The sequence below is a fragment of the Providencia sp. PROV255 genome, from assembly GCF_028478065.1.
Lineage (GTDB): Bacteria > Pseudomonadota > Gammaproteobacteria > Enterobacterales > Enterobacteriaceae > Providencia > Providencia rettgeri.
The window spans coordinates 63302-75623 of the sequence record NZ_JAMPMI010000021.1 but is presented as its reverse complement, the minus strand read 5'-3'; the positions used below and the strand labels follow the sequence as shown (position 1 = coordinate 75623).

General features: G+C 39.9%; 10 protein-coding genes. 5 read left to right on the top strand and 5 right to left on the bottom strand.

Features of this window, described 5'->3' with window-relative positions; genetic code table 11:
• Positions 1-209: 209 nt before the first annotated feature.
• The 5 genes from PR725_RS18405 to PR725_RS18385 all read right to left on the bottom strand — a co-directional run bounded on the left by PR725_RS18405 (position 210) and on the right by PR725_RS18385 (position 5239).
• Positions 210-1019, bottom strand: coding sequence for a protein bax (locus PR725_RS18405; protein WP_109912620.1), 810 nt, complete (start codon positions 1017-1019; stop codon positions 210-212).
• A gap of 491 nt (positions 1020-1510) precedes the next feature.
• Positions 1511-2656: a DUF4056 domain-containing protein gene (locus tag PR725_RS18400; RefSeq protein WP_196720022.1), complete on the bottom strand. Its 1146-nt coding sequence runs from the start codon at positions 2654-2656 to the stop codon at positions 1511-1513.
• Entirely contained in the window at positions 2656-3801 is a 1146-nt protein-coding gene (locus PR725_RS18395) for a BamA/TamA family outer membrane protein (protein ID WP_272569952.1), read from the bottom strand. Before PR725_RS18395 ends, PR725_RS18400 begins: the two co-directional genes overlap by 1 nt.
• Positions 3801-4820: a hypothetical protein gene (locus tag PR725_RS18390; protein WP_109912617.1), complete on the bottom strand. Its 1020-nt coding sequence runs from the start codon at positions 4818-4820 to the stop codon at positions 3801-3803. Before PR725_RS18390 ends, PR725_RS18395 begins: the two co-directional genes overlap by 1 nt.
• A gap of 236 nt (positions 4821-5056) precedes the next feature.
• Positions 5057-5239: a hypothetical protein gene (locus tag PR725_RS18385; protein ID WP_004915146.1), complete on the bottom strand. Its 183-nt coding sequence runs from the start codon at positions 5237-5239 to the stop codon at positions 5057-5059.
• 253 nt (positions 5240-5492) lie between these two features.
• Here PR725_RS18385 and PR725_RS18380 point away from each other — a divergent pair, with 253 nt between their 5' ends.
• The 5 genes from PR725_RS18380 (at position 5493) to PR725_RS18360 (ending at position 12292) form a co-directional block, all read left to right on the top strand.
• Positions 5493-6950, top strand: a complete 1458-nt coding sequence (locus PR725_RS18380; RefSeq protein WP_109912616.1) for a DUF4026 domain-containing protein — start codon at positions 5493-5495, stop codon at positions 6948-6950.
• Between the two features lie 173 nt (positions 6951-7123).
• Positions 7124-7579 carry a regulatory protein RecX gene (locus PR725_RS18375; RefSeq protein WP_004915141.1) on the top strand — a complete coding sequence of 152 codons (456 nt, stop codon included), beginning with the start codon at positions 7124-7126 and terminating at the stop codon, positions 7577-7579.
• Between the two features lie 252 nt (positions 7580-7831).
• On the top strand, positions 7832-9190 hold the full coding sequence (gene dcuC, locus PR725_RS18370) for an anaerobic C4-dicarboxylate transporter DcuC (protein ID WP_004915139.1): 1359 nt from the start codon (positions 7832-7834) through the stop codon (positions 9188-9190).
• A gap of 275 nt (positions 9191-9465) precedes the next feature.
• Positions 9466-10725: an aromatic amino acid transport family protein gene (locus tag PR725_RS18365; RefSeq protein ID WP_004915136.1), complete on the top strand. Its 1260-nt coding sequence runs from the start codon at positions 9466-9468 to the stop codon at positions 10723-10725.
• A 292-nt stretch (positions 10726-11017) separates the two neighbouring features.
• Entirely contained in the window at positions 11018-12292 is a 1275-nt protein-coding gene (locus tag PR725_RS18360; RefSeq protein WP_109912614.1) for a bifunctional O-acetylhomoserine aminocarboxypropyltransferase/cysteine synthase, read from the top strand.
• Positions 12293-12322 lie beyond the last annotated feature (30 nt).

Below are 12322 nucleotides of genomic sequence, written 5' to 3'. Positions count from 1 at the left end.
CGAACTATTTAGAGTAATAGCGCCAATCTAAAATAACGAATAAAAACCATCAAAAAACAAGTAATGCATTTGATTGGTAGTAGGGTGCCTCTCTTGTCACCTCGCCACCATTCGAACTATTTAGATCAATAGAGTCAATCTAAAAAACAATAAAAAAATCCACTTAACGAAGTGGATTTTTTTTATGTCTTGTACCTGGTGATACAAAATTAAATGCGAGTGGCTGCTCTTTGTTGAGCTTGTGTAATCAATTCTTCATTACTCGCGTACATCTCTTGTAAATAGCGGTTATAGGTTGAACCTAACTCTGAGTACCCTTTCATATCATTGATTAGCTTTTTAGTATCTAGCTCATCTTTTGATAGGCGTTGCTTTGCTCGTGAAGTACGCAGTGACTCATAAGCATTATGGGTATTCATGTTCTTCATATAAGCAGTCACAGTATCTTCTACAGAAGTATAGGAAGAATAGCCTTTGACTTTACCTTTCTTAGTTTGGCAGCCGCTACCGCAGCGCATACCAAATAAATTACCGTTTTGCAGAGCAAGTTGTGAAGTACCCCAGCCAGACTCTGTTGCTGCTTGTGTTGCAACTAAGTGCGTTGGCATGATGTCGACACGACTCAATAGTTTGTCCCAATTTAAACGTTTTGGGTTACTACACTTCATACCATAACTATTACAGATTTGCTCAAGACGGCGCAATTCTTGGGCGCTCCATTTCTTGTTAGCTCGTACTGATAACAACCAAGTACGTTCAGCCATGATCTGCTTATTCACTTTTTCTATAACAGGGACAACCGTTTTCAAAAATGCTTTCTTTCGAGGTGTACCAGAAGGGTATTTACGTAAATCAGGGAGTGAGGTTTTAGCCTGACTTACATTCTGTTGCACAGTTTTATTAGTATACTCTTTATTGAGCATTGTGCTGGTACTGGTGGAGCCCATACTCAGGCTCGAAAATAAAAGTAAAAATAAGAAAGCGAAGACGGCGTTTGTCCTCATCGTTCGAGAGGGCATTTGCTTCTCCTAAGTATCTCTGAACAAAATTCGAGCGAATATTAGCAGATTAATTTTTTACGAGCTACATTTATCCGGGTGACATTAGGGAAATTTCTGTATTATTTTGTAGACTTTTTTATATTATTATGAATGAACTGATTTTAAATGGTGTAAAGTTTCTATTGGTATATTTTCATATGAAGAATAATAAATTAAACTGTTCATTTTTGTGGTGACTGAGCTTCACTTAAGTTAAATTTGAGTAAAAAGCATACAGTTCATGTAGTTATTATAGGGTTATTTTGTCTGAAAAATAAGCAGTTGATAGGCTGTTTTTTAACCAAAATGAGATCTCCATCGTTTTATTAAAGCCTATCGAGGTGACAAAAGTGAAATAAAATTATTATCTGTAAATGAGTAAAAAGTGATATTTAGCTTAAATTTTAAGTACGGTAATGTCAGGGCAAAGATTTATTGAGTGATTAATATGGATATCATAAATAGGTCTTTTAAGGTTTTAAAATTTGTTGCAGTAAATCTTGTTGTTTCGCATCGTCCGCTAGCTGTTGAAAATCTGACACCGTCCAATAAGAAGTTGGTTTGGGGAGCAGTTTCATATCATCAGTAGGGAGCAAACGCAGTTGTGCGAGCAATGACAAATCATATTTGAGATAGCGATCAGGCAACGTTAAAAATAAGCCTTCAGACGGCATAATTTGTGGAGGCATCAGAGGGTAACGTTGGTCACTTGTTTGGTAATCTCTTGTTAAAACAAGAAATTTCTCCGGAACTCTACGGTAACTGTTCCACCATAAACCATCAACGCTATCAAATATTTTTCGCGTGGTTTTTCTATCTTTGCTACCGAGCTGGTGAAGTGCCAGTGGAAGAATATTTTCCATTGATTGAGAATAAATGGCTAAAGAGTCTGCTCGGCCTTGTAGTATCAAAGTTAAGGCAAGACGGGAACCAAGTAAATTTGAGTACAGGTCTTCAGGGGAAAATGCGGAAATCCCTTCGGAAAATCCTGGTACAGATTGATAACCATACCACTGGGCAATTTCATGCCATACCGCGAGCTGGAAAGCCAATTTTGCGGCTAAGTAGGCGCTTAGGGTATAACGTTGTTTGGCAGATTGTGGTGGTTCAAATGCACTGAAATGAATTTGTCTATCCGCTAACTCTTCACTAAGTGACAGCGACCATTGTTGACCAAGGCGTGGGTAAATTTGGCTAAATAAGTAAAAAGTATAATCTGCAGTATCTCTGACATGGGAAATATCAATAAACCCGCTTTTATCTGTATAGAGTAAGCCTATTTTTTCATTACTGAGCCCCATTAATGCAGCAGAGGCACCTAAAAAGCTGTCATTATAATGATGTTCACCGAGGCTATCTGCTTCAACGATATTATCGATAGTGTAAAACGGGACAGGTAATCCCCACAGTTCAGCTTGCAAGTTGTAGCCAAAAGCGCAGCAAGCGCGCAAACCTTGTGGAGGAGCTAAGGAAGCAACCACAGGCCAAGCTTGTGAGGCCGCTTCAAAAGTATAGGGGGTAATTACAGGCTCAATGGCAGGCAATTCCAGTTTGTCATGACTTTGGCAGGCGGCTAATAAAAGCGCAATCCCCATTGCCAGAACCCATTTGAACATTAAAATGCCTCCCCAACCTGAAAATACACCCCGGTACTGTTGCGGCCGACACCTAAATCCAAGCGAACATTCATTCTTGGTTTAAATTCAAAACGGTAGCCAACACCTACGGTGGGCAACCAATGCCCTTGACCTAATTCGGACGCAGTATCGCTCATGGTTCCTGTGCCTAACCAACCAACAACGCCATGGCGCCAATCGAGTTTATGGCGGAGTTCTATTTGGCTGGTGAATATATTGTTATCACGATAACGGCCTTCGTAATATCCGCGCATGCGGTTACCATTACCGAGTAATGATAGCTGGTTCCACGGTACATTTCCGCTTGAAAACCTCGCATAATTATCGAATGCAATAATAGTCTCTTCGGCTAAGGTATGGTAATAGGCATATTGTAATTGGGTGGTTTGGAAGCGAGTATCGCTACCGAGGCTAGGTGCAAAATAAGTATAAACAGCCTCAAAAGCTTGCCCATGATAGACATTGGGTAGAAAATCTCGTGTGTCATAGCTGTAATATGCACTGATGCCTGAATTTAACACTGAACGACCCCCAATTGACTTGGAGAAATACTGTTTCGCACCATCATCAGGATCGCTGGCATTGATTGATGAGAAGTTCCAACCGAGCCCAACATAAGTAGAATCAGTCAGTTGGTATAAGGCTCTTGGAGTTATTTGGAACTCTTGAGAATGGTACTTTTCTTTATTGTGATCATTTTTCCCTGCAGAATATCCCTTACCCCAATAATAAGTGGGAATATTGTTAATGGTGCCGGAAACAAATAACCGCCACTGGTCGTTATCAATAAAATTATAATTGGTAAAATTTAAGCCAAATGCGCCGGTCGACGACGCAAAACCGCTTAAGCCAATAGAAGATGGCTGGGTTTGTTTATCTTCTTTATCTATTCGATATAAACCAACCAGTGCGGTGCCAATACCAATGCCCATTTCGGGGGTATAAAATGGCCCTGGTAATATGCCCCAATCTACAGTTTTACTTTCATCAAAGCTATTTTCCCCACCGAGATCGTTTAGCCAGCCATCGATTTGCTGGCGGTCAGGAAGAAAATCAGCTTTAGCAGGAAAAATAATAAAAAGGCTGAGCAAGACCAGCCTTTGAATAATTGCCGAATGCCACATTAAAAACGGAATTCCCCAGAAATATAAAAACTATTCCGGTTATTAAAACCGATTTCGGTTAACACATTAAAGTTTCGAGTGAGTTCAACCCGAGCACCGACAGTATTATTCCATTTATGGGCAAGATGCTGTTTAACATCGAATTTTGCATCGTCTGGTGCTAATGCCATTAACCCACTCAATTCAGGCGGTAAATCTAGTTTACTAATATCACCTTTGAATCGTTGAGTAATATCTTGATACATGGCACCAGTCCAAATTTGTAGTTTTGTATTACCTTGACCAGGGATCAAAGGTTCAAAGATAAATTCATAACCAACCCGAGGAGTTACAACAAAAGCAGTAATGTCACCGTCTAAGATATCAAGGCTTGTTCTGGTATAGTTAAAATCTAATGTACTAAAGAATTGGTTATACCCACCAGCGAAGGTAACACCACCACCATACGTTTTTCCTTTATAATCTAATTCAAAAGGCAGATTTTTACCGATATCAATTATATTCTCTTTGCCAAAAATTTTGACTCGAGCTTTTACGCTATCAAGATTTGTGGTTGATGTACCTTTGGTTTTTCCATAAACGCCATATACGTTCATAAATGGAAAGACCCAAGTATCGAGTTTTAGCATATGTGATTCATTCTTACTGCGTGTATGTCCTGTTTTAATCATTAAATCATCATTTAAATCGAATTTAACAAAAGGAATATTTACGCCCTTTTCTGATTTAAAGGCTATTTTATCAACTTTTATATCTTGACGCAGGTTCATATATCCATAGCCGATCCCAAAAGGTTCCGGTAAATCATACCCTCGAGCGCGGGCCTCATCGCCCCAAATCGGCAGTACTCGTGACTCTGTGGTAGAAGAACGAGTAATGCCGCCTTCGCTATTATTTTGTGGTACTCCAGATTCACTTACAGAGACTGAAAATAATGGACGATCGCTATCGGCAAAGCTCACAGACATGCTCATAATAGAAGAAAGGATCAGTGCAGTACTGAATTGAATGCGTTTCATAAAATAGGCTCAATATTTGGACAATAAAGAAGTGTAATAGATAAATTGTTATTAGTCGTACAGTGATGATTAGAATTCTATCATTAGAAATTCATTTTTAGATGGCGCTTAATGCTTTTTTGTTGATAAGTTGAACTAAAGAAATGCGCGTTTATTATTCATTTAAAATGGTTATATGAAAGGGATAGGGCAGGTGCCGATATAATAAACAATACCGGCACGGAGCAGGCAAAAGGCTATTTTTTAGTTTGCTGATGAAACTTAACACGCTCATGAAAATAGGCTTTCAAATGGTCTTCCATTTGGTGAATTTTTTCTTCTAAGGCGTTGACCAACACTTCATCGCTATTCATATCGAAAACGCGTTGCATTGCGAGATCATCGACATATTCTTTTTGTGCTTTGGTTAAATCAGCCATATTTGAATTACCTTTATTGAAATAGAACTTTTTGCTTCATCAATATAAAGCAAATTAAAGAAAGAGCATTATTGTGCCTCAGTCAATACCGTATGAAAAGTAGAATAACTGATTGTCGAATAATGATTATTTGTTAACTTAGTTGCAATACGAAGGATCAAATCACAATCTCAGTTTGTTAAGAATAATCACAATATTCTTAACGAATATAAGCTGATATCCTCGCCACAGTCACTTATTAATAGGTCTAAAAATGAATAATAAACAACACTACCTTGATACCGCAGCAGGTGAGGGCGAGAAAGAAGCATCAATGATGGTTGCTATTCCTGGTTCTGAGCTGACGTCTTTATTACTTGAGCAGCGTTTAGAAGAACAAACTTATTTCACCGAGGGTGAGATAGATTACATTCCAGAGGATGGCGGTTTTTTCTTTAGCTGTAAAAAAGATGAAGAAGAATTACGTTTTTATATCGCTTTAGTGGATAGCGACCCTGAATATACCATCAACCCTTATTTTGCCACTGACCCAATCAGCCCTGAGTTGTATGCAGAAGCAAGTGCAGCCCCTCAAGCGGTAATTGTTGAGTGCTTATTTCAAGGGCAACCATTAGTCAATTATCTGCAGCAGCTAAAGGTTATTCAAATCTTGGTGCCCGATCTATTACTGGGCTTGGATATTTCTGCCGCAGGGAAAGTGTTTACTCGTGAGTGGCTTAATTTCCAACTCATTGATGATTTGATGCCAAGCATTGATTCTTTGTATGTTGTTCATGCTATTTATGACCAAGAAGATAACGAAGACAAGCCGGAAGAAGAGCGTGCTCCGACTATGTATTGGTTCCACACGCACGGTTTGGCACGTTGTGGTTTGTCGGAAGCGGAAATTATTATACCGCACCCGATTGCTTCTTATTATGGTATTCCCGAACTGTTTTGGAGCTTCGTGAATAACAGCATTACTCACGGGAAAATCGTGTTTAATGAGCCCATTTTTATTGGACAAACCCAAACGGGCTATGAGTATTTAGTTGCAGTACCGTTTGAAGAAGGGCTGCTGCATGTAGGGAAATCAACCCCAATTGATGACTTAAAACCACTAGAAGAGATGAACTTCGAGTTTGGAGATGTGTCATCTGAACGTTTTATGGGGGATTGGCATGATAGAGATGAATCTCATCAACACCCATCCGCTATGCTGTTCCGTGTGACACAAGAAAACCCAGTATTAGAAAGTTTCTTTGAAGGTTTTGAAGATCAAAACGCCATGATGTTTATGCGCACCGATGAAGAAACGGCAGATATGTCGCGTAAAGCTAAATTGCGTTGGGAATATTTCACCCATATGTTAGATAACTATGGGCCAAAGCCGGTCGCTCAGAAGAAAGGCTTTTTTGCCAAATTCCTTGGTAAAAACGAGGAAGCTGAAGATTCTGAATGGCGCTTTTTAGTGAAATGCGGTATTGGCTACCATGATGCGGAAGAAGATTTCGATGGTCATGAACATATGTGGTTTGAACCTGTTTCTTGGCATGGTGACCAATTTGAAGGGCGCTTAATAAACCATCCTTTTTATGTGCAAAATATGCAAGAAGGGGAAGTTTATCCATTAACACGTGATGATATTACGGACTGGACAATTTATTTCCAAGACGGCAGCTATACTCCGGATACGATATATAAACTGCTAAGTGGTACTCAAGTTCACTAACTCGTCATACTTCAAGCTGCATGGGTGTTGACTGCACTTAGCCAGCCGAATCACATACTTATGTATGCTCATCGGTTTGTCTTCGTTTGTCGCCTACATGCAACGTAGAGTACAAAGGTTTATGTTAGACTGGGCGCGCAATGCGCCCAATTTAATGATGAAAGTTTAACGCCATGAATGAATCCGAGCTTTACCAATATGCCTTATTTATGCTTTCCCGCCGTGATTACGGTAAAGCTGAGCTATTTGCCCGTATGAAACGGCGTATGTATGAAAAAAATGAAGGCATTATTGACGAGCCTTTAATTGAATTGGTGCTTGAGCGGTTAAGTGAGCAACATTTTCTTGATGATGACCGTGTTGCAGGGCTATTAATGCAAGGTTATCTGCGCAAGGGATACGGCCCATTGCGGATAAAACAAGAAATGCGGCAGAAAGGTTTTCCTGAAACGATTGTGGAAAAGCATTTTGCTACTTTAGATGTAGATTGGTTTGAAAAGGCTGCATGGGTGCGCAGTAAGAAGTTTGGGGATAGTATTCCTAAAGATTTTAAAGAAAAAAGTAAGCAAATTCGTTATCTGCAATATCGCGGTTTTTTTGGTGATATGATTTATGAGTTATTTAGTTAATCAATTTTCCTCTTTAATGTGAAAAACATTGCATAGCTAAACAAAGCTGATTTTCCTATTCTTTATTAATATTTGGGGCTATCAGCTGTAAATGGGTAGCTAAAATAGATTTTTTATTTATTTCTCTTGTGTTTTAACGCATTTCTATATTAAAAATCATCTGCTGACATGATCATTGTCAGTGAATTTTGCTTAATAATTAGGCAGAGTAATTTTTTTATAATTACAAAATAAGACAGGCAGGAGAAATAAATGATTGAGCTCTTAATCGGCGTTATTGTCGCCATTGGAGTTGGGCGTTATATCATAAAAGGATATTCCGCAACGGGAGTGTTAATGACCGGGGGTATTTTACTTCTGATCATTACCGCTATTATGGGAAAAAGTATTTTACCAGGTTCTGTTCCGACGACGGGGTGGCGTGTAACAGATATTTTGGAATACATAAAATTCCTATTAATGAGCCGTGGTGGCGACCTTGGGATGATGATCATGGTGCTATGTGGGTTTGCATCTTATATGACTCATATTGGGGCGAATGATGTCGTAGTGAAAATCGCATCTAAACCATTAAAAATGATCAATTCACCTTATTTGTTGATGGTTGCTGCTTATATTGTGGCATGTTTGATGTCGCTAGCCGTTTCCTCTGCAACTGGCCTTGGGGTATTACTGATGGCGACGCTATTCCCTGTCATGGTGAATGTCGGGATCAGTCGTGGTGCAGCTGCGGCAATCTGTGCGTCACCAGCGGCAATTATTTTAGCGCCAACGTCTGGTGATGTTATCTTAGCGGCAAAAGCAGCCGAAATGCCATTAATCGACTTTGCATTTAAAACAACTTTACCGATTTCTATCGCGGCAATTGTGGCCATGTCAATCGCCCACTTTTTCTGGCAGCGTTATCTCGACAGAAAAGAAAATGTCACAACTGAAATGTTAGATGTTAATGAAATTAAAACTCATGCACCTGCTTTCTACGCTATTTTACCTTTCACACCGATTATTGGTGTTTTAGTGTTTGATGGCAAATGGGCGCCTGAATTGCATATTGTTACTATTATTGTTGGCTGTATTATTTTGGCAGCAGTCATTGAATTTATTCGCAGTTTCAGCGCTAAACACGTCTATAGTGGCTTAGAAGTTTGTTATAAAGGCATGGCAGAAGCATTTGCAACGGTCGTGATGTTATTAGTGGCAGCAGGGGTGTTTGCACAAGGTTTAAGCACCATTGGCTTTATTAAAGGGCTAATTGACCTTGCTCAATCATTCGGTTCAGGCGCTATAGTGATGATGATCGCACTGGTGGTGATCACGATGTTAGCCGCGATGACAACGGGGTCGGGTAATGCACCATTCTATGCATTCGTTGAGCTAATACCTCACTTAGCAAAACAAATGGGGGTCAATCCGGCTTACTTAGTGATCCCAATGCTGCAAGCTTCTAACTTAGGTCGGACTTTATCGCCTGTATCAGGGGTTGTCGTGGCCGTGTCTGGTATGGCTAAAATCTCTCCGTTCGAAGTGGTGAAAAGAACGTCAATCCCAGTTTTAGTTGGATTGGTTGTGGTCGTGATTGCGACAGAAATATTAGTGCCTGTCTATCTGTAAAACTTCAGTTTCTCAGATAAAAAAAGGGCTGAATGAATCATTCAGCCCTTTCTCGAATTAAAAATTAAATACTTTATATCTAAAATTTACTCTTTTAATTAATTGCGAAATTATTTATTTACAGAATAATTACGTGGCATTTGTTTTTTTACGTTATTAACGAGATCTACACCAAAAAGTTGAAAAAAATAGCGTAATTAAATTAGGTACTGCTGCTCATTTAATGCAAAATCTGCACATCTTATTTTAATAACGTTAATGATGAAGAACACAAGATGAGCACAATTGAAAAAGCAGTAGTCGCAGTAGATAAACCTGCCAGTAAGTGGACCTATAAGGATTTTACTTGGGTACTTTCTTTATTTGGAACCGCTGTTGGCGCAGGTGTTCTATTCCTGCCAATTAAAGCCGGTGCCGGGGGGTTTTGGCCATTAGTAGTATTGGCAATAATTGCCACTCCAATGATTTGGCTGGCCCATAAAGGGTTAGCTCGCTTTGTTTTATCTTCAAAAAATCCAAATGCGGATATTACCGACACGGTCGAAGAGCATTTTGGTAAAATAGGCGCAAATATTATTACCTTTGCCTATTTTTTTGCTATTTACCCTATCGTATTGATTTACGGTGTGGGTATTACAAATACGGTTGATTCGTTTCTTGTCAATCAACTAGGTATAGATCCACTACCACGATGGTTATTGTCTGGCGTGCTGATTGCTGCAATGACTGCTGGGGTGGTATTTGGTCGTGACCTGATGTTAAAGCTCACGTCTCTAATGGTTTACCCTTTGGTCTTCATTTTATTAGCTTTATCATTGTATTTAATTCCTGAATGGAATATGTCAATGCTAGAGGTGGCACCAGACTGGAGTTCAATGCCAGTGGTTGTTTGGATGGCGATCCCCCTTATCGTATTTTCATTTAACCATAGCCCAATCATCAGCCAATTCACCAAAGACCAGCGCCAACAATTCGGCAATAATGCTATTGTGAAAACAGATATGATCACTGGCGGGGCCGCATTAATGCTGACTGGCTTTGTGATGTTTTTTGTTTTCTCTGTGGTGCTATCATTAAGCCCAGCTGAACTTGCTGTTGCTAAAGAACAAAATATCAGTGTGTTATCACATATCGCAAATATCAATCCATCGCCAATCTTGTCTTATTTAGGGCCGATTGTTGCCTTTGCTGCGATTGTATCGAGTTACTTTGGCCACTTCTTAGGGGCTCACGAAGGTTTAGTTGGGTTAATTAAGTCTCGTTCTTCTTTTTCTGTAAAGAAAATTGAAATGGCATCCATGCTGTTTATTGTGATTACAACGTGGATTGTGACTATTCGTAACCCAAGTATTTTAGGCATGATTGAAACGATGGGGGCGCCAATGATTGCCGCTATTCTGTTTATTCTGCCTGTTGTGTCGATGAATATTGTTCCTGCGATGAAGAAATTTAGCACGTCAAAACCTGCACAAGTTTTCACCTTTATTTGTGGGTTAGCATCTATTACTTCTGTTATTTATGGCGCTTTCTTGTAGTTATAAATAAAGTTATATAAGAAACAAAGCCATGACCTGTATGGGTTGTGGCTTTTTTTATATCAATACGAAATAGGTTATAAGGATAGACATTGATATAACTAATTTTTAAGCTGAAAGGGTGATAATCACCATTGTCGTATCTATCTATGTGAAATAATTTCAAGTTCAATTAGTTGCTCGATATGACGTCTTAGGTAATATCTAGAGTTATCACAGCATCATAACAACATAATTATGAACCTCCTCTGGCAATTGCATTTTTTCCAGTGTGTCGTAACAAGGATAACGAATGAAATTAGAAACATTATCGATTCACGCGGGTTACTCTCCTGATCCTACAACCAAGTCTGTTGCCGTACCGATTTACCAAACGACTTCTTATGCTTTTGATGACACTCAGCACGGTGCTGATCTCTTCGATTTAAAAGTCGCGGGTAACATTTACACGCGAATTATGAACCCAACGAATGATGTTCTAGAGCAGCGTGTTGCTGCCCTTGAAGGCGGTGTGGCAGGGTTGGCTGTTGCTTCTGGAATGGCGGCAATTACTTATGCGATTCAAACAGTCGCACAAGCTGGGGACAACATTGTTTCCGTGGCAAAATTATATGGCGGAACATACAATTTACTTGCCCACGCTTTGCCACGCTTAGGAATTGAAACCCGTTTTGCAGAGCACGATGATTTAGCAGCGCTTGAAGCGCTTATTGATAACAAGACTCGAGCCGTATTCTGTGAGTCAATTTCAAACCCAGCGGGTTTTATTGTGGATATTGCTGCACTCGCTGAAGTTGCACATCGCCATGGTGTGCCTTTGATTGTCGATAATACCGTAGCGACCCCATATTTATGTCGCCCATTTGAACATGGGGCGGATATCGTGGTTCATTCATTGACTAAGTATATTGGCGGCCATGGTACATCACTGGGTGGAATGGTTATTGATTCAGGTAAATTCCCATGGGCAGAGTATCCAGACCGTTTTTCATTATTGATAGAGCCTGACGTGGCTTATCATGGTGTAAGCTATACTGAACATTTTGGCGCCGCTGCCTTTATTGCGCGTTGCCGTGTTGCCCCACTGCGCGGAACGGGTGCTGCATTGTCACCATTTAATGCGTTTTTAATTCTACAAGGGTTAGAAACTCTCGCGTTAAGAATGGATAGACATACTGAAAATGCACTAAAAGTTGCGAATTACCTCGAAAATCACCCTCAAGTGGAATGGGTGAAATATGCAGGGCTACCGAGCAACCCTGAACATCATTTAGCACAGAAATATATGAATGGCAAACCTGCCAGTATTATGTCGTTTGGTATTAAAGGTGGCCAAGAAGCAGGAGCTCGCTTTATTGATGCCTTGAAACTGATTGTGCGGTTGGTGAATATTGGTGATGCTAAATCACTAGCTTGCCACCCTGCATCAACGACGCATCGCCAGCTCAATGACGCAGAATTAGCACGAGCCGGGGTTTCCAGAGATATGATTCGTTTATCAATTGGCATAGAACATATCGATGATATTTTAGCCGACCTTGAACAAGCGTTATCTGCGGCCAAATAGCTTTACTTGGTATGAATAATAACCGGTTAT